14 protein-coding genes are annotated in these 24,332 nt (G+C 64.1%); 5 read left to right on the forward strand and 9 right to left on the reverse strand.

Annotated features, from left to right (window positions below; translation table 11 throughout):
- Positions 1-2 precede the first annotated feature (2 nt).
- Positions 3-530, reverse strand: a complete 528-nt coding sequence (locus CLU90_RS29405; protein ID WP_157808868.1) for a hypothetical protein — start codon at positions 528-530, stop codon at positions 3-5.
- A gap of 645 nt (positions 531-1,175) precedes the next feature.
- On the opposite strand from CLU90_RS29405, the gene CLU90_RS20295 reads away from it, so the two are divergent.
- Together CLU90_RS20295 and CLU90_RS20300 are read left to right on the forward strand one after the other, a co-directional pair.
- Positions 1,176-1,808: a transcriptional regulator gene (locus CLU90_RS20295; RefSeq protein ID WP_092719286.1), complete on the forward strand. Its 633-nt coding sequence runs from the start codon at positions 1,176-1,178 to the stop codon at positions 1,806-1,808.
- Between the two features lie 78 nt (positions 1,809-1,886).
- Entirely contained in the window at positions 1,887-2,726 is an 840-nt protein-coding gene (locus tag CLU90_RS20300) for an HDOD domain-containing protein (RefSeq protein WP_092719308.1), read from the forward strand.
- 51 nt (positions 2,727-2,777) lie between these two features.
- Here CLU90_RS20300 and CLU90_RS20305 read toward each other — a convergent pair whose 3' ends face one another.
- The 5 genes from CLU90_RS20305 to CLU90_RS20325 all read right to left on the reverse strand — a co-directional run bounded on the left by CLU90_RS20305 (position 2,778) and on the right by CLU90_RS20325 (position 9,415).
- Positions 2,778-3,953 carry a zinc-dependent alcohol dehydrogenase gene (locus CLU90_RS20305; protein ID WP_100428801.1) on the reverse strand — a complete coding sequence of 392 codons (1,176 nt, stop codon included), beginning with the start codon at positions 3,951-3,953 and terminating at the stop codon, positions 2,778-2,780.
- Complete coding sequence (locus CLU90_RS20310) at positions 3,950-5,050, reverse strand: SRPBCC family protein (protein WP_157808869.1); 1,101 nt, start codon at positions 5,048-5,050, stop codon at positions 3,950-3,952. Before CLU90_RS20310 ends, CLU90_RS20305 begins: the two co-directional genes overlap by 4 nt.
- Before the next feature lie 157 nt (positions 5,051-5,207).
- Positions 5,208-7,019: a DUF885 domain-containing protein gene (locus CLU90_RS20315; RefSeq protein ID WP_100428803.1), complete on the reverse strand. Its 1,812-nt coding sequence runs from the start codon at positions 7,017-7,019 to the stop codon at positions 5,208-5,210.
- A gap of 135 nt (positions 7,020-7,154) precedes the next feature.
- Positions 7,155-8,252 carry a M48 family metallopeptidase gene (locus tag CLU90_RS20320; RefSeq protein WP_100428804.1) on the reverse strand — a complete coding sequence of 366 codons (1,098 nt, stop codon included), beginning with the start codon at positions 8,250-8,252 and terminating at the stop codon, positions 7,155-7,157.
- The gene (locus CLU90_RS20325; RefSeq protein WP_092719272.1) at positions 8,249-9,415 is read right to left on the reverse strand and encodes an HPP family protein; all 1,167 of its coding nucleotides are present in this window, start codon (positions 9,413-9,415) and stop codon (positions 8,249-8,251) included. Before CLU90_RS20325 ends, CLU90_RS20320 begins: the two co-directional genes overlap by 4 nt.
- A 279-nt stretch (positions 9,416-9,694) precedes the next feature.
- Between CLU90_RS20325 and CLU90_RS20330 the strand changes: the two genes are divergently transcribed.
- Positions 9,695-10,195: a thioredoxin family protein gene (locus CLU90_RS20330; RefSeq protein WP_092719269.1), complete on the forward strand. Its 501-nt coding sequence runs from the start codon at positions 9,695-9,697 to the stop codon at positions 10,193-10,195.
- Positions 10,196-10,221: 26 nt separating this feature from the next.
- Here the strand turns inward: CLU90_RS20330 and CLU90_RS20335 are convergent, their stop codons facing one another.
- Both CLU90_RS20335 and CLU90_RS20340 read right to left on the reverse strand, forming a co-directional pair.
- The gene (locus tag CLU90_RS20335; protein ID WP_100428805.1) at positions 10,222-12,192 is read right to left on the reverse strand and encodes a methyl-accepting chemotaxis protein; all 1,971 of its coding nucleotides are present in this window, start codon (positions 12,190-12,192) and stop codon (positions 10,222-10,224) included.
- 141 nt (positions 12,193-12,333) lie between these two features.
- Complete coding sequence (locus CLU90_RS20340) at positions 12,334-12,831, reverse strand: Lrp/AsnC family transcriptional regulator (RefSeq protein WP_071325689.1); 498 nt, start codon at positions 12,829-12,831, stop codon at positions 12,334-12,336.
- A gap of 168 nt (positions 12,832-12,999) precedes the next feature.
- Here CLU90_RS20340 and CLU90_RS20345 point away from each other — a divergent pair, with 168 nt between their 5' ends.
- Together CLU90_RS20345 and CLU90_RS20350 are read left to right on the forward strand one after the other, a co-directional pair.
- Positions 13,000-15,039, forward strand: a complete 2,040-nt coding sequence (locus CLU90_RS20345; protein WP_100428806.1) for an aminotransferase class V-fold PLP-dependent enzyme — start codon at positions 13,000-13,002, stop codon at positions 15,037-15,039.
- 407 nt (positions 15,040-15,446) lie between these two features.
- Positions 15,447-24,074, forward strand: a complete 8,628-nt coding sequence (locus tag CLU90_RS20350; RefSeq protein WP_198511343.1) for a GH36-type glycosyl hydrolase domain-containing protein — start codon at positions 15,447-15,449, stop codon at positions 24,072-24,074.
- On the opposite strand, the gene CLU90_RS20355 is transcribed toward CLU90_RS20350, so the two are convergent.
- A complete protein-coding gene (locus tag CLU90_RS20355; protein WP_092719260.1) occupies positions 24,071-24,292 on the reverse strand; it encodes a hypothetical protein in 222 nt (73 codons plus the stop codon). The genes CLU90_RS20350 and CLU90_RS20355 overlap by 4 nt on opposite strands.
- Positions 24,293-24,332: the final 40 nt, after the last annotated feature.

Raw genomic sequence — 24,332 nt, forward strand, 5'->3', positions numbered from 1 at the left:
TGCTAGCTGACAAGAACGGCACCTTCGGGTGCCGTTTTTTTATGTACAAGTGGAAGCTGCACAGGAAATGAAAGCACTGTCGAACCTCGCTGCCGGCCGATAAAGCCACCCTGGCCGGTGAAGCCACCGAAGTTTTGCTGGCTATCGAAGCCCGGCGACACCACGGCTACGAAGCGTAATCTGCGCTGCCAGCTGACAAGAACGGCACCTTCGGGTGCCGTTTTTTTATGTACAAGTGGAAGCTGCACAGGAAATGAAAGCACTGTCGAACCTCGCTGCCGGTCGATAAAACCACCCTGGCCGGTGAAGCCACCGAAGTTTTGCTGGCTATCGAAGCCCGGCGACACCACGGCGACGAAGCGTAATCTGCGCTGCCAGCTGACAAGAACGGCACCTTCGGGTGCCGTTTTTTTATGTACAAGTGGAAGCTGCACAGGAAATGAAAGCACTGTCGAACCTCGCTGCCGGCCGATAAAACCTCCCTGGCCGGTGAAGCCACCGAAGTTTTGCTGGCTATCGAGACCCGGCAACACCACGGCGACGAAGCGTAATCTGCGCTGCTAGCTGACAAGAACGGCACCTTCGGGTGCCGTTTTTTTATGCCTGCGTGCATTAACTCGTGCATCCATAAAAACAGCCTGAAATGCGGAAGTACCTGACGGCTCATTTATATCCGCCAGTATTACTATCGTCAATTGTTATTGATATGATGCATTGAAAAGAAACGTGAGCATCCGATGTCGCTTATTCATGCGTGGTATGTTTTATTGACAGTATGCGTCAATGGAGCGCAAGTCGGATATTAAAAATCTAGCTGAGCCACGCTGTTATTAATGGCTGAGATTGCGAATCAAATTGATCTATCCACATTCATCCCGGTTGCTTAATACATCAAATATCGCCGAGTTACTCTTAAGTCGAGCATGCTTGAATTGATGGGCTAAACCAGGCTGATGCTGATGCCGGCCGAGATTTCTACCCGACGTACCGAGGAATCTGAAGTGAGCGCTCACAAGGATGGCGGATTGCCAGCTAGCCGCCACTGTGCCAGTGTGCCTTGCCGCGCAAGGGCCCGCCCAATTGCTGGCAACTGCGCATGACAGCGTTGTTGCGGCGTCACGCCCTATTGCCTGCGCCACGCCAGTTTCCAGTTCATTCATGCTAAGATTTGGCGCATGATTGCCCAAGCCCTGTTTACTCCAGCCCAGCAAAAACTGCTGGGTTTGCTCTTTGTCCGCGTGAATGAAGGCTTTCATTTGAACGAGATCATGCGCCTGACGGGATTGGGCAGCGCGTCGGCGCAGCGGGAACTGCGTCGGCTGCATGACTCTGGCCTGATCACTTCCGAGCGTATCGGCAACGTGCGGCGCTTCTGGCCCAACAAGGAAAGCCTCGTGTATCCCGAGTTGAGCGGACTGGTGCAGAAAACCTTTGGCATCGTCGGCGTGCTCAGCATGACCCTGGCGCCCTTGCGTGATCAGCTCCACCTGGCCTTCGTGTCTGGCGCCACGGCGAAGGGGCAGGACATGCCTGGCAGCGCCATCGATTTGCTGCTGGTGGGCGAAGAAGCCAATTATGGTGATTTGTTGACCGGATTGGCCCCGGCCGAGCGAACCTTAAGGCGTAAAATCAATCCCAACCTATATACGCTGGCCGATTATCGCCGGCGACTGCGTGAAGGCCAGCCATTTCTGCTGCAGGTATTACAGCAGCCGAAGCTGTTTGTTATTGGCGATGAAGCGCTATTGCAGGCGCTGACATTGCCGGATTCTCCAATGCAGACGAATGACATGCCATCTGTATTCTAAAGCCGGGCCTGGAAAACAATTTCTGCTATAAAGTGAAATTGTTTGCTGGAATAATATCTGAGGCGGATAGATCGTATGATGAACAAATTGCAGGCTTTTGGTTTGATTGTTTCCCAGGCGGTGCGCGGCGAATTAACGTTTCCCACGAGTGTTAATTCCGCATTGCAATTGCAATTGGCCCTGGCGGAACCGGACTGCCATATCGACCATGCCATCAAGCTGGTCCTGGCCGAACCCTTGCTGGCGGCGCGCACGGTCGCGTTGGCCAACTCGGCCGTGTACAGCCGCGGCGAGGCGGCGCCCGTGACCAGCGTGCGCGCCGCCGTCATGCGCATGGGCTACCGCAATCTGTACGCACTGGTGGCGGCCATGGTGGTACGCCAGTTCGGCAGCAAGATCATCGACCCCGTCCTGCGCCAGAAGGCGACCCAGCTGTGGGAGCACACTGCCCACGTGGCGGCGCTGGCGCACGTGCTTGCCCGCCGCGTCACGCACGTCGATGCCGACACGGCGCTGTTCGCCGGCATCGTGCATGAGGTGGGCGGTTTTTACCTGTTGTCGCGTGCCGACGAATTTCCTGGTTTGCTCGACGACGATGCGGATCACTGGATGGAGTCCGCTGAAGAAATCATTTCCCGCGAAGTCATGAAGAAACTCTTGATCCCGCTGGCAGTGAGCGAAGCCATCGAAGGCTTGCGCGATGGCTTGCTGTCGATCCCGCCTGATTCCCTGCTCGATACCTTATTGTTGGCGAAGCAACTGTCGCCCGTGTCCTCACCTTTGCAGGTGACGTACGTGGAAATGCTCACCCCTTCCGATTCCGTCATCGATTTCATCATCGACAACGACACCTTGCAAAGCATCCTGGCCGAGTCAAACGAGGAAGTGCGCTCGATGAGCGCCGCGCTGCTCGTCTGAGATAAGCACTGCCCGTCGGGCAGGGCGGCGAGGTTTGCCTGTCAGCGCCGCTCAGGGGCCGGGATGCAGCACCACCTTGATGCATTGCTCCTGTTTCTTCTGGAAGATATCGTAGCCGTGCGGCGCTTCATCCAGGCGCAGGTGGTGGGAAATGATGGCACCTGGGTCGAGTTCGCCCTGCTGGATGCGTTCCAGCAGCGGCTGCATGTAGCGCTGCACGTGTGTCTGCCCCGTCTTGATGGTCAATGAACGGTTCATGATGGAGCCAAACGGAATCTTGTCGCTGAAGCCGCCATACACCCCCGGCACCGAGACGACACCGCCGTTGCGGCACGCCATCAAGGCTTCGCGCAGGGCCGTGGGCCGGTCCGACTCCAGTTTCATCGTCTGCTTGAGGCGGTCATAGATATAGCTGACGCCGGAGCCGTGGGCCTCCATGCCGACGGCATCGATGCAGGCATCGGGGCCCCGTCCTCCCGTCATTTCCCGCAGAGCATCGGGTACGTCCACGGCATCGAAATGCAGGGTTTCCGCGCCGGACAGTTCGCGCGCCATGCGCAGGCGTTCCGGGTAATGGTCGATGGCGATGACGCGCTCGGCGCCGAGCAGGAAGGCGCTCTGGATGGCGAACTGCCCCACGGGGCCGCAACCCCACACGGCCACCACCTGGCCCGGCGCGATGCCGCAGGCTTCGGCCGCCATGTAGCCGGTCGGCAGTATGTCCGAGAGAAACAGGACCTGTTCATCCTTGAGCTCGTCCGGCACCTTGATGGGACCGACGTCGGCAAACGGCACGCGCACATATTCGGCCTGGCCGCCCGCATAGCCGCCCGTCAGGTGGGAATAGCCAAAGATGCCCGCGCCCGAATGGCCCCACATTTTTTCTGCCATGTAGGCGTTGGGATTGGAATTCTCGCACACCGAGTACAGCTGTTGTTCGCAAAAGAAGCAGCGTCCGCAGGCAATGGGAAACGGCACCACCACCCTGTCTCCCACCTTGAGTTTGCGCACCGCGGAGCCCGTTTCCACCACTTCGCCCATGAACTCATGGCCGAGGATATCGCCTTGCTCCATGCTGGGCACGACGCCATTGTAGAGGTGCAGGTCGGAGCCGCAGATGGCCGTGGAACTGACTTTGATGATGGCGTCGCCGGGATTGAGGATGGCGGGATCAGGTACCTGTTCGACCCGTACGTCGCGCTTGCCATGCCAGCAATTGGCTTTCATGACACACCTCCGTTTGATTGCGGTCGAGGGGCAGGCGCCGTGCCGCTGGCCTTGTGCAGCAGGCGCGTCTTGAAGCTGCGCTTGCCCGATGGCTGGCCCTCGGTGGTGCTGACCTCGCCCGTTTCCATCCACTGCTTGAAGCGGCGCAAGGTGGTCTCGATCTTGTAGGCGGGGGCCTGGCTGAACAGGCCAGCCACGGCCGTGCCCACCTTGCCGGCCGGCGCCTGCATGTGCAGTTGCATCGTCACCACGGTGCCGCGCCCACCGGGGGCGGGCGACAGTTCCAGCGCCCCCGTTTCCGCATGGTTTTCCGCCGCGCGCCAGCGCATGCCCTGGCCCGGGCGTTCGTCTGTCAGTTCGCCTATCCACTCGCCTTCGACGCTGTTCCAGCGCGAGCGCCGCGCATCGATCACCTGCACCGATTGCAAGCCCGGCATGAAGCGGGGCAGGTTTTCCAGGTCGCGCCAGGCGCGGTAGCAATCGTCGGCGGAACGGTTGACGATGACGCTCTTTTGCAGCGCCAGTCCCTCTTCGCCGGGCGCGGGCAATTCGCTCAGCTTGCGCGGCGCCAGTTGTGCGCTGGCGATATAGTCGATGGCCGTCATGCCTGCCACGACGGCGGCCGTTGCCGCCAGGCGCGTGCGCGCATGGCGCCGGCTGGCCATGGCCGCGCCCAGCAGCGACAGGTCCATGGCGTCGCCGGCGATGCGCGACCAGCGCCATGCCGGCCGGGTTTCTCCCCGCAGCAAGCCTACGCCGCACGCCATTTCGCGCAGGCCGATGGCGCGTATCCAGAAAGGCGAAACGCCGCGCAAGCCGCTGGCCCGCGCCAGGCCGCGCGGCGCCACCAGCTGGGCCAGGCCCAGGCAGATGCTGAGCCAGCCAAGTGCCGTGATCAGGGCATGGTTGCCGCGCGGGGTATCGTCGGGAATACGCCGCCGCGACCGCATATCGGCCTCGCCGCGCGCGCTCGTGTAATGAAGAATGGCGTCGTGCCCATTCCCGGACGAAGCGGATGTTTCCGCTGGTAGTTCTGACTGCTGCTGCCATGTTGACGGACGCGCCGTAGCGCCATCGCTGATGTCTTCGCTTTGCATGCTGCCTCCCTTCAGTGTATGGGAATTAGGCAGCATGGTCTGGCACGCGTTCCGGCAGGCGTGCACGAGATACGCTGGATCTGCGCCAGATCAAGCATCGGCGCGAAAAAAAACGGCAGCCCGGACTGGCGCTGCCGCAGTTGCGGAGGGGTTTAATTTACTTCTGCTGCGCGATCCACCGGTCGACCTTGGCTTCCAGCAGTTTCAGGGGCAGGGTGCCGTCGCCGAGCACCACTTCGTGGAACTTCGGCAGGCTGAACTTGTCGCCGAGCGCCTGCTGCGCGCGCTGGCGCAGTTCGACGATTTTCAGCGCGCCGATCTTGTAGCCCAGGGCCTGGCCAGGCCACGCCATGTAGCGTTCCGTCTCGCTCCTCGCCACGGCGTCATAGCCGAGCGTGTCGCGCATGTATTTGATCGTCTGCTCGCGCGTCCAGCCCTTGGTGTGCAAGCCAGTGTCGACCACCAGGCGCACGGCGCGCAGCATCTCGTCGTTCAAGTGGCCGAAATACTGGGCCGGGTCCTCGAACAGGCCCATTTCCTTCCCCAGGGTTTCCGCATACAGGGCCCAGCCTTCCGTGAAGGCATTGTTGCCGCCGAAGCGGCGGAAGTTCGGCAAGTCCATCTCTTGCACCAGCGCCAGGTGGAAATGGTGGCCGGGCTTGCCTTCGTGCAGGAACAGGGTGGTCATGCCCGTGTCGCCATACAGTTTCGGATCCGTGACGACGGACCAGAACACGCCGGGGCGCGAGCCGTCGGCGGCCGGTGCCGTGTAGTGGTCGGCGGCCGTGTCGCGGCTCAGTTCAGGTTCCAGGCGCAAGTCCAGCGGCGCTTTCGGCACCAGGGTGAACAGGGCGGGCAATTTGCTGTCCAGCAGCACGTTCAGTTTGCGGTAGACGTCGAGCACTTCCTGTTCCGTCTTGAACGGGCGGTATTTCGCCTGTTCCGACACCCACACGGGCAAGCCGGCGGCCGGGCCGTTGTAGCCCATCTTCGGACCCACGATCGCGTATTGTTCCTGGATGCGCGCCACTTCCTTCAAGCCGATGGCGTGGATCTGCTCCGGTTTCAGATCCGTCGTGGTGCTGCTGGCCACGCGTGCCTGGTACCAGGCCGCGCCATCGGGCAGGGCGCTCCAGCCGCTGCTGGTGCGGCCGGCCGGCAGGTAGTCGCGTTCCATGAAGGTGGACAGGCGCTGCAGCGCAGGCATCAGCTTGGCTTCGATGATGACGGTGTAGGTTTGCGTCAGGCGCGCCTTGTCCGCCTCGGAAAAGCTGGCCGGCAAGTTCTTGATGGGCGTGTAATAGACGCTGTCCTGCGGCGTGGCGCTGACGAGTTTCTTGAATTGCGGCAGCGCCGACTCCGTCAGCGCCTTCGGCAGCACGATGCCTTTTTGCATGCCGACTTTCATGTTGGCGATGGCCTGGTCTATCCAGCCCGGCAACTGGCCGATACGGCTCAGGTAAGCGTCATACTCCTTGACCGTCGTCAAAGGCTGCGATGCCTCGCCGCCCGCATAATTGGCCAGGGTGACGGGCATGCTGTCCATCTGGTTCAAAGGCAACAGGTATTCGGGGAAGCGCTCGAAACTGAGCGCCGTCGCCAGTTCATAGTCGAGAATGTCGTAGTTGATCTGGTCCTGGTGCGACAGCTGTGCACGGGCAATCCCGCGCAGGGTCTTCTGGTACTGGTGGTACAGGGCGAACTGTTTTGCGCGCGCGGCGGGCACGATGGCTGAACCGAGCTGGTCGTCAAAACGGTTGTCGCCGCTCTCGGTGGCATTGATCGGCTCGAAACGGGCCAGCGCATCGTAATATTTGTCGGCCAGCACTTGCAGCTGCTGCTTTGCTTTCGGCGCGCTGACGGCCACGCTTTTGGCCGCGGGCTGGGCCGCTTGCGTCATGGGCGCGTAGGCGAGCAACAGGGAGATGGTCAGGGTGCCGAGGGTGCCGGCGGCAAAACGATGCTTCATGCGCGATGTCCTTTGTAAGGAGGGTATGAACGGAGGCGTAGCGGGGTCGGGGTGGCCGGTCGCGATGGAGCAGCCGGGGCGTAAGCATACGCCATTGCCCAGTGCGTTTGGATAAATTGTGCGGGAGGAATGTTGCTATTTTGCCGTAGGCCGCAGGGCTGCTTTCATGCCTTGCCAGTGGCTGCTGGTCAAGGGAAGGCAGGCAGGGCAGGGCGTGGCGGCGATCAGGCTGCGGATCTGCTGCGCGCGTGCCGCCGTTTGCGGGTGTGAAGAAATCCAGTCCGGCACCTTGGCCTCGTTCTTGTCATCGAGCTGCTGGAAAAAGCGCAGCATGCCATCGGGACGGATGTGCGCGCGCTGCAAGGCGAGCAAACCGAGGCGGTCCGCCTCTTCCTCCATGTCGCGGCTGAAATACAAAGTGCCGGCCTGGTGCGCCAGCATGGCGGCCACGGCGCTGATGTCGCCGATGGTCACGCCCACGAGGGCGCCCCAGCCCAGGCTGCTGATCATTTGCCGCAGCGAATGGCGCTGCTCCACATGCTGCACTTCATGCGCAAGTACGCCGGCCAGCTCGCCCGGGTCGGCTGCCTGGCGCAGCAAGCCCGTATGCACGACGATAATGCCGCCCGGCATGGCGAATGCGTTGACCGTGTCGTCGTTCTTGACGAGCCAGCGGTACTCGTAGCGCGAAGCGGCCGTCAGCTTGCGGCCGATCTCCTGCACCGTTTGCTGGGCCACGCCGTTTTCGCTGATGCCGCCCTGCGCGCGCACTTGCGCCAGGGCCAGTTCGCCCAGCTGTTTTTCCGTCGACAGGGGAATCCATCCCGCCAGCGCGCCGATGGCATTGCCGCCTTGCCACCACAGCAGGCTGGCTGCGACGACGGCCGCGCCCGTCAAACCTGCCAGCCAGCCCGACACTTGCCGCCGGTTGCGCTGGCGCTCGCCCCACAGGCGCTGCAGTTGCGGCTGCAGCGCGGCCGGCGCTTCGCGCAAGACGATGGCGATGTCGCTAGCCGTCAGCGGTTTCAGCGAGGCTTGCCGTCCTTGTGCGTCGAGCCAGTTCAGGAACAGTTCCGGGCCATCGACGCCACCTACGCTGACGACCAGCTGCGCCACGTCGACAGCATGGCCGGGCGCATCGATGGCCAGCTGGCTGCCGAAAAAATGAGCGCTGACGGGCGTGCCGGCGGAGCCGCCGTCGGGCACTGTCAACAGTGCCTGGAATGGCGTCATGCGGCGGCCTCGGCAAAGCGGCTTTCGTACAGGGCCGCCATCAGGTCGGACTGGCTGATGATGCCGGCCAGACGCTCTTCATCGTCGAGGATGGGAATATGGTGATAGCCGGCGTCGGCCATCAGGGGGACCAGATCAATGATGGGCGTGCCCAGGCGGGCCGTGTGCGGCGATGGCGTCATCAGCTGACCCACCACTTCCGGCTTGTCGCTGTGGGACAGGCCGCTGCGTTGCAGCAAGCCGCGCAGGCGCTGGCGCATGCCCTGGTAATCGTCGAGGCCGCCGTGGCGCAGGAAATCCGTCTGCGTGATGATGCCGATGACGCGGCGCGCCCGGTTCAGCACGGGCAGGGCGCCCACCTGGTGTTCGCGCATGGTGCGCCAGGCCACGTCGAGCGGGGTGCCGAATTCCACGCTGAGCACGTCTTTCGACATGATGTCGGCGCAGGTGACGACGCCGAAGCGGCGCTGGTAGGCGCGCATTTCCGTTTGCAGGAAGATCGCTTGCAAATCGTCGCGGCTGATATCGAGCACTTCGCTGTGCTGGCGCAGCACTGCGTCGAGATCGTCCGGCGAAAAGCCCAGGCGGTTGCTGGGCACGTCATCCTTGGTATCGTGCGGATGCGGCGCGACCAGTTGCTGGATGTGCGGGTAGCGGCGTCCCGTCAGGTTGTTGTACAGCACGGCGCAAGCGACCAGCACGGCGGAATTGAACAGCACGGTGATGAAGACGAATTCAAAGCCGGCCGCGTGCACGCTGGCACCGCCGACGACGGTGGTGAGCGCCACGGCGCCGCCCGGCGGATGCAGGCAGCGCAGGGCAAACATGGCGCCGATGGCCAGGCAGGCGGCCAGCGCCGCCACGCCCACGCTGGGACCCAGCCATTTCACGCACGCCATGCCCATCAGGCCGGACACCACGTTGCCGCCCACCACGGACCACGGTTGGGCCAGCGGACTGGCCGGCAGGCAGAACAGCAGTACGGCCGAGGCGCCCATGGGGGCGATCAGGTAGACGCTGGCGCTGTCGGGGGCCAGCAGGAAATGGCAAATCAGGCCCGTCAGCAGCAAGCCGCAGATGGCGCCCGCGCAGGCGCGCAATTGTTCGCGGCGGCTGCCGTTGTTCGGTTGCGGCAGCCAGCGTGCCAGGAAAGAAGTCGTCATGGAGGAGGGCGCGTTCGGGTCGCGTTGCTCAGTGTCAGCCCGATATTATCCCATGCGTTCTATTTCGCTGCCTGCGGGCATCAATCTTCGGCACAGACCGCTTGCAAGTTCCTGGCGGCCGCGACGGTGGCAGGCTCTCCTTTGGTGTTGCTTATACGTTTTCCGCATAAGCACAGTGCAATTAAATGGTGGATATTTCCCACAAGCAGGCATATTCTAGACAATCACACTAGCTGGCAGCTGTTCAGCTGGTCCCCATGATTGATCTCAGGAGCCCGCATGCGTCTTTCTCTTTTCCTTGCCAGCCTGCTGCTTGCCGGCACCGCCGTGGCCGCCGCGCCGACACCGGCCAACCCCGTCGCCACGCCGCACTTGCCGTACAACGCGGCGGCCGACGCCAAGGCCGACGTGGCCCGCGCGCTGGCCGAAGCCAAGGCGGCGCACGTGCCCGTCTTGCTGATCTTTGGAGCCAACTGGTGCGAGGATTGCCGCGCGCTCGACAAGGCATTGAAGGAAGGCAAGAACGCGGAGTTGATGCAACAGCAGTTCAAGGTCGTCAAGGTCGACGTGGGTAACTTCGACCATAACCTCGACGTGGCGCAAGCCTATGGCAATCCGCTCAAGAAAGGCATACCGGCTGCCGTGCTCGTATCGAGCGACAACAACCAGGTGCTGTATGCCACCAAGGGCGGCGAACTGGCGAATGCCCGCCGCATGAGCGAGAGCGGCATCTACGATTTTTTCAAGCAAGCGGCCAGCGTGAAAGCGCCGGCGATTTAAGCGTTTTCACCCCCCCTTAAACCCCTTTAAAACTCTTCCCACGCATCGCTGGCTGGCGCTGCCGGGCGCGATGGCGTGGGCAGCGCCGGCTTGTGCGCCGGCTGCCGGGGCTGCGCCGCCTGCCCGGCCTCTTCCAGCTTGAACACGCTGACCACCTGTGCCAGCCGGGCCGCCTGATCCTGCAACGATTGGGCTGCCGCCGCCGCTTCTTCCACCAGCGCTGCGTTTTGCTGGGTGGCGTCATCCATTTGCGTCACGGTGGCGTTGACTTGCGCGATGCCCTGGCTTTGCTCCTGGCTGGCCGAGGCGATTTCTCCCATCAGGTCGGCCACTCGCTGCACGGAAACGACGATGTCCTGCATGGTGGCGCCGGCCGAGTCGACCAGCTTGCTGCCCGCTTCCACCTTGCTGCCCGAGTCGACGATCAAGTCCTTGATTTCCTTGGCCGCCTGGCTTGACCGCTGCGCCAGGTTGCGCACCTCGGTGGCCACCACGGCAAAGCCGCGGCCCTGTTCGCCCGCGCGGGCCGCCTCGACGGCGGCGTTCAGGGCGAGGATATTGGTTTGAAAGGCAATACCGTCGATCACGCCGATAATATCCGCGATCTTGCGTGAACTGTCTGTAATTGCGCCCATCGTCTGCACCACTTGTCCCACCACTTCTCCGCCCTTGAGGGCGTGGCTCGAGGCCGACACCACTAGCTGATTGGCCTGGCGCGCGTTGTCCGCGTTCTGTTTCACGGTCGACGTCAGTTCTTCCATGGCCGCCGCCGTCTCTTCCAGGCTCGACGCCTGGGCTTCCGTACGCGCCGACAAGTCCAGGTTGCCCGATGCAATCTGGCTCGATGCGCTGGCAATGGACCCGGTACTGTCGCGAACTTCGCGTATCGTCACGTTCAGCGATGCGACGAAGCGGTTGAAGGCGGCCGCCAGCGCGCCGACCTCGTCTTCCGATTCGACGGGCATACGGCGGCTCAGGTCGCCATTGCCGCTGGCGATTTCGCTGAGCATGTCGGCCGCCCGCGCGACGGGAGCGGCGATGGCGCGGCTGATGACATAGATGATGAGCAAGGCGATGCCGCCGCCGACGAGGCCGGCGACCAGGGCGGCGATCAGGGCCGAGCGCGTGACATTGCCCAGCACTTCCGCTTCCGGCACTTCGGCCATCACGTACAAATTCAATTCCGGCACGAAGGAGGCGGCGACGAACTGGCGTCCCGCAGGCGCATCGTAGATGGCATACGCGTATTTTTTGCCAGTGAGCAGACTCTGGCTCAGGGTATCGCTAAAGCCCGGCAGATCCTTGAGTGCATGCTTGCCGTCGGCCAAGGACGTGTCGCGGTGCACCAGCAGCATGCCGTTGGCGCGCGCCAGGTAGACATGGCCCGTCTGGCCGATCTTGTAGCTGCGGATGGTGTCGGCCAGCGCATTGATGGACAGGCCCAGGCCGGCCGCGATCTGCTTGCCGCCCGCCGTCTGGCCGCGCGCATTCAAGTACAGCATCAGGTCGCTGGAGTTTTGCGCCTTGTCGATGTCGAGCGTGTAGGCCTTGTCGCCGGCCAGCAAGCCATAAAACCACTGGTCTGCCGCCTGGTTCTTGTCCAGGGTGCGCAACAAGCCTTCCGTGGTGAAATATTTGCCCGTGCTGGCCGAGGCCCAGTTGATCGAGGCCGCCTTGTTCTTTTCCTTGACCACGCTGGCATAGCGCTGGAAGGTGGCGATGCCGCTGTCGGGCAAGCCCGCGTCTTCCCAGTCTTGCAGGTAGACATCGTTGGCCATGGTCTGCACGACGGACAGGGGCTGGCTGATCTGGCGCAGCACGTCGTTGCGGATCTCGCCCACTTGCGCTGGCAACTCCTGGCTGACGACGCGCTCGCGCACGTAATCGCTGCTCATGCGCACGCTGAGGAAAGACGAGATCGCCATGAAGAGCAGCAGGCACAAGCCCATGCTGAACAGGAGTTTTTTCTGGATGGAGAGGCGGCGGAGCAGAGACATGGAAGACCTTGGAGGATGGCCTGCAGAATGAGCAGAAAAGCGCGCAGGCGAGCAGACAGTATACCGGCCGCACTGCGCCTTCCATCGCACCATTGCTGCTTTTCGTTCATTGATGTTGCAATGCAGCAACTTGCTTTTGCTTCAGGCAGGCAAGCCGTGGGCGATCAATTCCAGCGGCAATTCCGTGCTGCACTTGATTTGTTCCATGGAAAAGGCGGACGACACGCCCGTCAATTGCACGGCTTTGATGAGCTTTTTATAGAAGGTGTCATACCCCTTGATGTCGGTGGTGACGACTTTCAGCAGGTAATCGATGTCGCCGCTCATGCGGTGAAATTCCTGTACCTCGGGCAAGACGATGACGGCGGCGGCAAAGCGGCGCAGCCATTTTTCATCGTGCTGGCCCGTGCGCACGCTGACGAAGACGGTCACGGGCAGTCCCACTTTTTGCCGGTTCACGATGGCCACGCGGCTCTCGATATAGCCGTCTTCCTCCAGGCGCTTGACCCGCTTCCAGCACGGCGTGCTGGACAGGCCGATCTTCTCGCTGAGGGCGGCGATCGACAGGGTGCCGTCCTGCTGCAGGGCGGCCAGGATGGCGCAGTCGAATTTGTCGAGTGCGGTGTTCGGTGAATTCATTTTCACTATTCCAGTTTTTATGGCATGAACATGCTGCATGGTACAGCGTTTGCAGCATTTTTTGGCATATCTTCACGGGAGCAGGCCGGTAGACTATCCATATGTCCCAGCCGTTTGCGTTGCTCCTTTTTAGCAGCGCCCTTTTTATAGAATACTCAGACTGCCATCATGAAAGAAATCTACCTCGACAGCAATGCCACCACCTGCGTGCTGCCCGCCGCCGTCGCCGCCGCCAAGCGGGCGATGGAGCAGGGCTATGGCAACCCCAGCAGCACCCACGCGACGGGATTGCAGGCCAAGGCCATGATGGATGGCGTGCGCCAGCGCGCCTCCCGCTTGCTGGGCGTGGGCGACGGCCGCCTGATGTTCAACAGCGGCGCCACCGAAGGCATCCAGACGGCCGTCTTGTCCGCCCTGTGCGCGCTGCGCGAACGGCGCGATGCGGGCAAGCGCATCGGCAGCCTGCTGCTGTATGGCGCGACCGAGCACAAGGCCGTGCCGGAAAGCCTGGCACACTGGAACCGTTTGCTTGGCCTGAACCTGGAAGTGCGCAAGCTGCCCGTCGATGCGCAGGGGCGCCACGATCTGCAGGCGCTCGGTGCGCTGATCGGCGACGTGGCCATGCTGTGTACGATGGCGGCGAACAATGAAACGGGCGTCGTCAGCGATTTGTCCGGCATCGCGCAACTGCTGCAGGAGCGGGGTGCAGACGCTTACTGGATGGTCGATTGCGTGCAGGCGCTGGGCAAGCTGAAACTGAACCTGGCCGCCACGCGCATCGATTACGCGCCGTTTTCCGGCCACAAGCTGTATGCGCCCAAGGGTATCGGCATGCTGTACGTGCGTGCCGGCGCGCCCTTTACGCCCCTGATGATGGGCGGCGGCCAGGAAACGGGCTTGCGCTCGGGTACGGAAAACATGGCTGGCATCGCCGCCCTGGGCGCCGTGCTGGGCGCGCTCGACGATGGCAAGACCTTCCGCAGCCACGCCGACCTGGCCGCGTTCCGCGAGCAGCTGGTGGCCAGCCTGGAACGCGCTTTCCCCGGCATCGTGTTTAATATGCCGTTCGACTTGTCCTTGCCGACGACGCTCAATTTTTCCGTGCCGGGTTTGTCGTCGAAAGAGTTGCTCGACCTGTTCGACGCGGCGCGCGTACGCGTCAGTTCGGGCAGCGCCTGTTCCGCCGCCAAGGCCCTTCCCAGCTACGTGCTGGAAGCGATGCACGTGCCGCAATGGCGTGCCAGCTCGGCCATCCGTCTGTCGTTCGGCCCCCTGACCGACGCGGCGACCATTGCGGCCGCCTGCGCGCGCATCGAGCGCTGCGGCGAAGCGCTGCGCAGCAGCTGTTTGCTGCCGTCGGCGCTGGCGCCATCGCCGCAGGACGGCGCGCAGGACGGCGTAGTCCAGTTGAGCGTCGATGGCCAGTGCACCTGGCTGCTCAGCGACCTTGCCAGCGCCAGTTGCGTCGTCATCGATCCCGTCGCCGCGCTCGTGCCGCGCCTGGCCGCCTTCATCCGCTGCCAGCACCTGGCCTTGCGCGCTATCGTGCACACGGCGGCGCCAGCCGACCATGGCGTGGCGCGCCTGGCCTTGCTGCAGGAGCTCGGGATGGAGCAAGTCGGCCACGTCGATATCGACGGCGAGCTGGCTTTGGGCCAGCAGCGCTTGCGCCGCATCGAGTGTGGCGAAACCCATGTGTACCTGCTGGAGCAGCGCTTCGCCTTCATCGGTAATCTGGCGTCCGAGGCGCTGACACCTTTGCTGGAGGCGGCGCTGCTGACGCCGGATACCGTGCTGTGCGCGTCAGGCGACGATGGCAGCATTTGCGGCACCGTGCGCACCGTGCAGGACGGTAGCGTGCCGGTCGCCGAACTGCAGCTCGATGCGGCCGCCTTGCCCGCCTTCCTGCGCCAGCACCCCGACGCCATCCTCGTCGACGTGCGCGAAGCGTATGAACACGCGGCCTGCGCCGGCACGGTGTTCGAGGGCTGCGAAGTGCGCAGCGTACCGCTGAGCCGTCTGGCAGGGCAAGTGGCCGCGTGGCTGCAACAGCCGCAGCGTCCGCTGGTGTTTTTCTGCCGCAGCGGCAACCGCAGCGCGCGCGCCAGCGCTTGCCTGCGCCGCCTCGGCCACGGCGCGGCATGGCAGCTGAACGGCGGCATGGCGATGGCGGAAGCGACGCGCCACCCGCTGGCCATCGCGGCCTGAACCGCCTGAACTTTCTTTCTTGAAGTATTGCACCGTGCCATCCTCGGCACGGTGCCCGTCACGCATTTTCTTGCATTCATTTCCTGACGGCATTTTTCTGCCGCTCAACAGGCTAATTTCTTTGCCGAAACGTCCCTAAAACGTGATGTATGTACGCTAGCGCACGGTCTTGCGCAGATGGCGCACCTACGATGAAGTTCAGAAAATCTCCCTATACCCTGAGATTCGTCGCAACGCTCCGGCGCTTCGCTTTCCGTCTTCGCCAGTGTCCGATCGTGTTCTTCCAGACTGGGCCAGCGTGACGGTGGCCGCTGGCTGTGTGCGCGCACCTAGCGAGGCCCAAGTTGAAAGAGTACACAGCAGTTGTCACGCAGCAGATCAAGGAACAGATTTCCAAAGTCAAAGAAATCTTCCGCGACCATTCCCTTGCACCGGACACCTTCGACGCCGCGCGCGACGATGCCTTGCCCCTGCGTTCCGAATTATTCAGCGCCATGCAGATGGCCGCTCACGGCAAGCACGTGGCCGCCGGCCATGCGGTGGGCAAGCATCACGGCCGCGACCGCCTGCTGGCACGCCTGGCCGACAATGCGGCCCTGATCACGGCCACCGTCAACGAGCTGACGGCGACCGTCAAAAGCGGACGCCAGGTCACGCCCGCCTCGGAATGGCTGCTCGATAATTTCTACCTGATCGAAGAGCAGATCCGCACCACGCGGCGCCATTTGCCGAAGAACTACAGCAAGGAGCTGCCGCGCTTGACGTCAGGCCCCGACGCCGGCTGCCCGCGCGTCTATAAAATCGCGCTGGAAATCATCTCGCACGGCGACGGCCGGGTCGACCTGGAAAACCTGTGTCACTTCGTCGAGGCTTACCAGGACGTGGCCACGCTCACGCTCGGTGAACTGTGGGCCGTGCCCATCATGCTGCGCCTGGCCCTGATCGAGAACCTGCGCCGCGTGGCCGTGCGCGTGGCCGACGACCGCATGCAGCGCGACCTGGCCAATACCTGGGCCGACCAGATGACGGAGATCGCCGAGCGCAATCCCAGCGGCTTGATCCTGCTCGTGGCCGACATGGCCCGCTCGAACCCGCCGATGACCAGCGCCTTCGTGGCCGAATTGTCGCGCCGCCTGCAGGGGCAAAGTTCCTCGCTGACCCTGGCCTTGTCGTGGCTGACGCACAAGCTGGCCGAGTCGGGCCTCACCATCGAGCAGCAGATCCAGTCCGAGATCGGGCAGCAGGCGGCCGACCAGCTGTCGATCGCCAACAGCATTGGCAGCCTGCGTTTTCTCGGCACCATGGATTGGCAGGAATTCGTCGAAACGATGAGCGTGGTCGAGCAGACCTTGCGCCTGGACCCGGCCGGCACCTATGGCTTGATGGATTTCGCCACGCGCGACAGCTACCGCCACGCCATCGAACGCATCGCCAAGCGCAGCGGGCGCAGCGAAGTGGACGTGGCCGAGATGGTGGTGCAGCTGGCGCACACGCACGGTAACGGCAATGACGCGCGCCGCAGCCATATCGGCTTTTACCTCGTGGGGCGCGGCGTGCTGGTGCTGGAAAAGCAGGCCGGCGCCAAGCTGCCCTTCGTCGAGGCGCTGCAGCATACGGCGCGCGCCGCGCCGCTGGCCGTGTACCTGGGCGCCATCTGCTTCCTGAGCCTGGCGACGAGCGCCTTGCTGCTCGAGCGCGCCGTGCGCCACGGCGTGCAGGGCTGGCCACTGGCGGCGCTGGGCGTGCTGGCGCTGTTGGGCAGCAGCCAGCTGGCCGTGGCCGTGGTGAACTGGCTGGCGACCCTGATGACGTCGCCGCACCCGCTGCCGCGCATGGATTACCAGGCCGGCATTCCGTCGGACGCGCGCGGTATCGTTGTCGTGCCGACCCTGATCTACAGCCAGCAGAACGTGGCGGCCCTGTGCGAGGCGCTGGAAGTGCGGTATCTCGCCAACCGCGACCCGAACCTGCGTTTCTGCCTGCTGACGGACTTCGTCGACGCGGAGACGCAAACGATGCCGGGCGACGAAGCCCTGCTGCGCCAGGCGCAGGAGACCATCCGCGCCCTGAACGAGAAGTACCGCGTGGAAGGCGTCGAATTCAAGGACAACGGCGACCCGGCCGATCCCGAGGAACTGGGCCACGTGGGACCGTTCCTGTTGCTGCACCGTCCCCGCCTGTGGAATTCGCAGCAAAATGCATGGATGGGGCAGGAGCGCAAGCGCGGCAAATTGTCCGACCTGCACGCGTTCCTGCGCGGCGGCGCGCGCGACAGATTCTCGCTGGTGGAAGGCGAGTTGCGCGGCTTGCGCACGATCAAATACGTGATCACGCTCGACACCGATACGCAGCTGCCGCGCGACGCGGCGCGCGAATTCATCGCCACCATGATGCACCCGCTGAACCGTCCCGTGCTCGACGCGGCGGGCACGCGCGTGGTGGCCGGCTACGGCATCCTGCAGCCGCGCGTGGCCGTGGCGCTGCCCAGTGCGAACGCGTCGCGCTACGAGCTGCTGTGCGGCGGCGAACCGGGCATCGACCCGTACACGCGCACCGTCTCCGACCTGTACCAGGACGTGTTTTATGAAGGCTCGTTCATCGGCAAGGGCATCTATGACCTCGACATGTTCGAGCGCGTGCTGGGCCAGCGCCTGCCCGACAATAAAATCCTCAGTCACGATCTGCTGGAAGGCTGTTATCTGCGCGCGGGCCTCTTGAGCGACTCGCAGCTGTACGAGGAATATCCGGCCCGCTACGACGCCGACGTGAGCCGCCGCCAGCGCTGGATCCGTGGCGACTGGCAGTTGATCGGCTGGCTGCTGGGCCGTGTGCCGGGCCGCGCCGGCAAACGCGAGCGCAATCCATTGTCGATGCTGTCGCGCTGGAAGCTGTTCGACAATCTGCGCCGCAGCGTCGTCGCGCCCGCCACCACCGTGTCGCTGCTGCTGGTGTGGGGCTTCCTGCCGCACGTGGCCTTCTGGAGCGCGGCCGTGCTGGCCATCATCTTCCTGCCGCCCGTCTTTTCGGCCCTGTACGATTTGCTGCGCAAGCCGCGCGATACCCTGTGGCGCCAGCACCTGGCCGCGTTCGAGCGGCGCTGCGGCGTGCAGTTTTCGCATGCCATGCTGACCCTCGTCTTCCTGCCGTACGAAGCGTGGATCAGTCTCGATGCCATCGTCCGCACCCTGTGGCGCCTGGGCGTGTCGCACAAGCACTTGCTCGACTGGCGCGCCTCGAACCTGCACGTATCGTCAGGTTCGCAGGCCGACAGCTGGCGCGCCATGTGGTGCTCGCCCGCGCTGGCGCTGGCCACTTTCGGCGCCTTGCTCCACTGGCGTCCGGCCGCCTTGCCCGCCGCCGCCGTGGTGCTGTTGCTGTGGCTGGCCGCACCCGCCATCGCCTGGTGGATCAGCCGTCCGATCGAGCGGGCCGTGGCGCGCCTGTCGGCCGAGCAGGGACGTTTTTTGCATGGCGTGGCGCGCAAGACCTGGGCGTATTTCGACACCTTCGTCGGACCGGACGACCACTGGCTGCCGCCCGATAACATGCAGGAACACCCGAACCTGGTGGTGGCGCACCGCACCTCGCCGACGAATATCGGCCTGGCGCTGCTGGCCAACCTGACGGCCTACGATTTCGGCTACATCACCCTGGGGCAGCTGATCGAACGCAGCCGCGCCACACTGCAGACCATGGGGGAGCTGGAACGCTTCCAGGGCCATTTCTATAACTGGTACGACACGCAGACCCTGAAGGCGCTGCAGCCCATGTACATCTCGACGGTCGACAGCGGCAACCTGGCCGGCCATCTGCTGACCTTGCAGCCGGGACTGGTCGAGCTGTATGACGCCCCGATCATCGGCGCGCAAGTGGTGCAGGGCATCCGCACGACGGCGCAGGTGCTGCAGGAATTCATCGCCGCCGAAGGCGAGGGCAAGGCCATGCGCGACGGCATGACCCTGCTGCAGGCGCAGGCGGCACCGGCCAGCCTGGACGAATGGCATGCTTATCTCTCCGCCGCGAATGGCGCGGCCGATGCGCTGCTGTCGCTCACCCTGCAAAGCGAGGATGGCGAGCTGTCCATGTGGGCGGGCGCGCTGGCGCGCCAGTGCCGCGCGGCGCTGGCCGAGCTGCTGCAACTGGCGCCGTGGGCGGCGCAGGCGGGTGTCGATGCGGCGCTGATGCGCGTGCCGACCCTGCGCGAACTGGCCAACCTGGAAGCGCCGCAAGGCACGCCTTCCGAACTGCTCGCCTTGCTGGCGCAGGGCCGCGAACAGGCGGGCCGCCACATGCGCGACATTGCTCACGCGGCGGGCCAGGCGCGCGATTTCGCACAGATCGAATACGGCTTCCTGTACAACCCGTCGACGAAACTGCTGGCCATCGGCTACAACGTCAGCGAACGGCGTCTGGACCCCAGCTACTACGATTTGCTCGCTTCCGAAGTGCGCCTGGCCAGCTTCATCGCCATCGCCCAGGGCCAGCTGCCGCAGGAGCACTGGTTCGCCCTGGGCCGCCAGCTGTGCATGGTGGCCGGCCAGCCCGTGCTGCTGTCCTGGAGCGGCTCGATGTTCGAGTACCTGATGCCGCTCCTGGTGATGCCGAACTACCCGAACACCTTGCTCGACCAGACCTACCACTCCGTCATCGAGGCGCAGATCGATTACGGGCGCCAGCGCGACGTGCCATGGGGAATTTCCGAGTCCGGCTACAACACGGTCGACGCCAGTTTGAACTACCAATACCGTGCCTTCGGCGTGCCGGGGCTGGGCTTGAAGCGGGGCCTGGCCGACGACCTGGTGGTGGCGCCGTACGCCAGCATGATGGGCCTGATGGTGCAGCCGGAAGCGTCGTGCCAGAACCTGCAGCGCATGCAGGCGGCCGGCTACATGGGCCGCTACGGCTTTTTTGAAGCCATCGATTTCACCACGGCGCGACTGCCGCGCGGGCAGGGCAGCGCCGTCATCCGCTCCTTCATGGTGCACCACCAGGGCATGGGCTTTCTGGCCCTCAGCTATTTGCTGCACGACCGTCCGATGCAGCGCCGTTTCGAGTCCGATCCGCTGCTGCAATCGGCCTTGCTGGTGCTGCAGGAACGCACGCCGCAGGCAGGCGCGTTTTACTCGAACACGGCCGAACTGGCGGTGCTGCGCAGCGGCGCGCCCGAGCAGGCCATGCCGATGCGCATCCTCACGCAAGCCAACAGCGCCGTGCCGGAAACGCAGCTGCTGTCGAACGGCCGCTACCACGTCATGGTGAGCAATGCGGGGGGCAGCTACAGCCGCTGGAAAGACCTGTCCGTGACGCGCTGGCGCGAAGACAGCACGCGCGATAACTGGGGCAATTTCTGCTATCTGCGCGACCTTGACGACGGCGCCGTCTGGTCCACCATGTACCAGCCGACCCTGGCCGAACCGAAGAAGTACGAAGTGATTTTTTCCGAGGGACGGGCCGAGTTCCGCCGCGCCGACCATGGCCTGGAACTGTACACGGAAATCGTCGTCTCGCCCGAGGATGACATCGAGATGCGCCGCACGCGCATCAGCAATAATTCGAACCGCCAGCGGCGCATCGAGATCACCAGCTTTGCCGAAGTGGTGATGGCGCCGGCGGCGGCCGATGCGGCCCATCCCGCGTTCAGCAAGCTGTTCGTGCAGACGGAAATCCTCGCGCATGAAAAGGCGATTTTGTGTACGCGCCGGCCCCGCTCGAAAGAGGAGCAGATGCCCTGGCTGCTGCATGTGATGACCGTGCACGATATCGAGCGCTATGAAGTGTCGTTCGAGACGGACCGCGCGCGCTTCATCGGCCGCGGCAATACGCCGCAGCTGCCGCAGGCGCTGCAGGACGATGGCCCGTTGAGTGGCGGCCACGGTTCCGTGCTCGACCCCATCGTGGCCATCCGCTACGTCATCACGCTCGAACCCGACCAGGCCGTCACGGTCGACAGCGTGACCGGCATGGCCGAACAGCGCGAGGCGGCCCTGCACCTGATCGACAAATACCAGGACCGCCATCTGGCCGACCGCGTGTTCGAACTGGCCTGGACGCACAGCCAGGTGGTGCTGCGCCAATTGAATGCCAGCGAAGCCGATGCGCAGCTGTATGCGCGCCTGGCCAACGCCGTGATCTATCCGAATGCGGCCTTGCGCGCGGAAGCCAGCATCCTGATCAAGAACCAGCGCGGCCAGTCCGGCCTGTGGGCATATGCCATTTCCGGCGACTTGCCCATCGTGCTGCTGCAGATACGCGACGCGGCCAATATCGAGCTGGCGCGCCAGATGGTGCAGGCGCATGCCTATTGGCGCCTGAAGGGGCTGATCGTCGACTTGGTGATCTGGTACGAAGAGCAGTCGGGCTACCGCCAGCTGCTGCACGACCAGATCATGGGCCTGATCGCCTCGGGCATCGATGCGCAGGCGATCGACCGCCCGGGCGGCATCTTCGTGCGCCTGGCCGAGCAGATCGCCAACGAAGACCGCATTTTGCTGCAATCGGTGGCGCGCGCCATCATCAGCGACCTGCGCGGCACCCTGGCCGAGCAGGTCAAGCGCCCGCCGAGTCCCGTGCTGCGCATGCCGCCGCTGCTGCAGGACCCTGCCCGCGAACAGGGCGGCGTGCCGCACCGGGCGCCGGCGCGCGAGCTGATCTTGGAAAATGGCCTCGGTGGCTTTACGCCCGACGGGCGTGAATACGTGATTACCACGGCAGAAGGCAAGCAGACGCCGGCGCCCTGGTCCAACGTGCTGGCCAATGCGCAATTCGGCACGGTGGTGTCGGAAGCGGGCCAGGCGTATACGTGGAGCGAGAATGCGCATGAATTCCGCCTCACGCCGTGGCAGAACGATCCTGTCTCGGACCTGTCCGGCGAAGCGTTCTATGTGCGCGACGAGCAAAGCGGGCAGTTCTGGTCGCCCACTTCGCTGCCAGCGCGCGGCAGCGGCGACTACGTGACGCGCCACGGTTTCGGCTATAGTATTTTTGAGCACAGCGAGGCGGGCATCGCCACGGAATTGTGCACCTACGTGGCGCTGGACGCGGCAGTCAAATACTCGGTGATCAAGGTGCGCAACGACAGCGGCGTGCCGCGCCGCCTGTCCGTCACAGGCTACGTGGAATGGGTGATGGCCGACCTGCGCGCCAAGTCCGGCATGCACGTGAACACCGAGGTCGACACGATCAGCGGCGCCCTGTTTGCGCGCAATAACTACAACACGGAATTTTCGGGCCGCGTCGGCTTTTTCAATACGGACGCCAGCATCCGTTCCATCACCTGCGACCGTAATGAATTCATCGGTCGCAATGGCAGCCTGGCGCAGCCGGCGGCGCTGCGCCGCGTGCGCCTGTCGGGCAAGGCGGGCACGGGACTGGACCAGTGCGCCGCCATCCAGGTGCCGTTCGAGCTGCAGCCGGGGCAGGAGCGCGACATTGTCTTCATCCTCGGCGTGGGCGGGCGCCGCAATGCCGACGCCAGCACCATGGTGCAGCGCCATGCGGGCAAGGAAGCGGCCCGCGCCACGCTCGACGCCGTGCGCGCGCACTGGGAAAATACCCTGGGCGCCGTGCGCATCGAGACGCCCGACCCGTCGCTCGACGTCATCGCCAACGGCTGGCTGATGTACCAGACCATCGCCTGCCGCCTGTGGGCGCGCAGCGGCTATTACCAGTCGGGCGGCGCCTACGGTTTCCGCGACCAGCTGCAAGACGCGATGGCGATGATACACACGGCGCCGCAGCTGCTGCGCAAGCATCTGCTGCTGTGCGCGGCGCACCAGTTTGTCGAAGGCGACGTGCAGCACTGGTGGCATCCGCCGTCGGACCGGGGCGTGCGCACGCACTGCTCCGACGATTACCTGTGGCTGCCGCTGGCCGCCTGCCGCTACGTGATCGCCACGGGCGACGTCAATGTGCTGTCGGAAGTGGCGCCCTTCATCGAGGGCCGCGCCGTCAAGCCGGAAGAGGATTCGTATTACGACTTGCCCGTGCGCTCGGGCGAATCGGCGGACCTGTACGAGCACTGCGTGCGCGCCATCCGCCATGGCCTGCGCCTGGGCGTGCACGGCTTGCCGCTGATCGGGTCCTGCGACTGGAATGACGGCATGGACAAGGTGGGCGAGCATGGCAAGGGCGAGAGCGTGTGGCTGGCCTTCTTCCTGTATGAAGTGCTGCAGCGCTTTGCCGAAGTGGCCATGCTGCGCGGCGACGCCGCGTTCGCCCAGTTCTGCCGCGACGAAGCCGTGAAACTGGCCGCCAACGTCGAGGAGCATGCGTGGGACGGCGAATGGTACCGGCGCGCGTATTTCGACGACGGCACGCCATTGGGTTCGCACACGAACGAGGAATGCCAGATCGATTCGATTTCGCAAAGCTGGGGCGTGCTGTCGGGCGCCGCCAACAAGGAGCGGGTCGTCGGCGCCATGCGCCAGGTCGATGCGCGCCTGGTGCGCCGCGATTCGGGCGTGATCCAGCTGCTCGATCCGCCGTTCGACAAGGCCGACCTCAATCCCGGCTACATCCGCGGCTATGTGCCGGGCGTGCGCGAGAACGGCGGCCAGTACACGCATGCGGCCATCTGGACGGCGATGGCGTTTGCCCGCATGGGCGACGGCGAAAAGGCGTGGGAATTGCTGCGCATGATCAGTCCCGTGCGCCATGGCGCCGACGCGCAGGCGGTGGCGCGCTACAAGGTGGAACCGTATGTGGTGACGGCCGACGTGTATGCGGTGGCGCCGCACGTGGGACGCGGCGGCTGGAGCTGGTACACGGGGTCGTCGGGCTGGCTGTATCGGCTGATCGTCGAATCCCTGCTCGGTTTGACGCGCGAAGCGAACGTGCTGCGCGTGACGCCCACCATGCCGGCCGAGTGGCGCGGCTTCAAGCTGCATTACCGTTTCGGCGCCAGCAGTTACGCCATCACGGTGGAGCAGGCGCAGGGGCGGCCTGCGGGACTGTCGCTCGATGGCGTGGCGCAGGGCGGCAACAGCATCACCCTGCGCGACGAGGGCCGCGAGTATGCGGTGCTATTGCTGGTTTAGTCTTGCCCACGTACTTGCCACGCATCGTGTTCGGGCCGACGCCGGCCGGCCAGCAGGATCAGGCCGGCGCCGAACAGCAGCAGGTCGCGCGTGCGTACTTCGGGCGCGGACTGCATTGCCGTCTGCTGGTGATAGTTCAAGGGTGCCGCCGTGGCGGCAACAGGCTGGCTTGCGCAAGCGGCCAGGCACAGCGCCGCCACTTTTCCATTTAACTGCATAGATTCCTCAAGAAAGCGCGCCGGCCGTTCGGGATCGGCG

Source organism: Janthinobacterium sp. 67 (assembly GCF_002797895.1).
Lineage (GTDB): Bacteria > Pseudomonadota > Gammaproteobacteria > Burkholderiales > Burkholderiaceae_D > Janthinobacterium.